This is a genomic window from Vibrio sp. 1249-1 (genome assembly GCF_033340495.1).
The window spans coordinates 1-652 of the sequence record NZ_JAWOWJ010000664.1 but is presented as its reverse complement, the minus strand read 5'-3'; the positions used below and the strand labels follow the sequence as shown (position 1 = coordinate 652).

1 pseudogene is annotated in these 652 nt (G+C 46.2%); it reads right to left on the bottom strand.

From position 1 onward, the window contains the following. Positions 1-652 (bottom strand): annotated as a pseudogene (locus R7Z50_RS28220) (ABC transporter permease); the annotation flags it as partial.

Here is a 652-nt window from a genome sequence, read left to right as displayed (position 1 = left end):
CATGTACCACGTCATCCCCATCCACCCAAAGAGTACGTTAATACCGACGAACAGAGTAAAGGTTGGTTGCACTATCGAGACGAGGATCATGATGACGTATAAGAAAGGCACCATTGACCAGACCTCGATCAAACGCTGAACAAATAAGTCGAACTTGCCACCCCAGAAGCCCATCGCACAGCCAACAGCCGTACCAATCGCGTACGAGATCGCCATGGTAAGTAGCGCAAACCCCATCGCAGTACGGAAGCCATACACCAAGCGCGCTAAAATATCGCGACCAATAACGTCAGTACCTAGATAGTGTTTGTTCTCAGCGCTTGGCGCGGTCGGAGGGAAATCGCCACTGAAGTCTTGTTCGTATGGGTTCCAAGGAACGATAGGTAGAATCACAAAGTTGTCCCCCCCCTCTTCCTCAAAGACTTGTTGGAGAACTCGGTAATCAGCTTCACTTGAAGAATCTTGACCAAACTCGCTACCTAAACGAACGTCACTGACAACCGGAAAGTAGTAACTACCATCGTACTTCACGATCAACGCTTTACTGTTGATTAACAGCTCAGCAAATAGTGAAAGAATCAACATGATAGATAAGATCACAAACGACCAATAACCACGTTTAATTTCTTTAAAGTGACGGATTTTCTTTTGA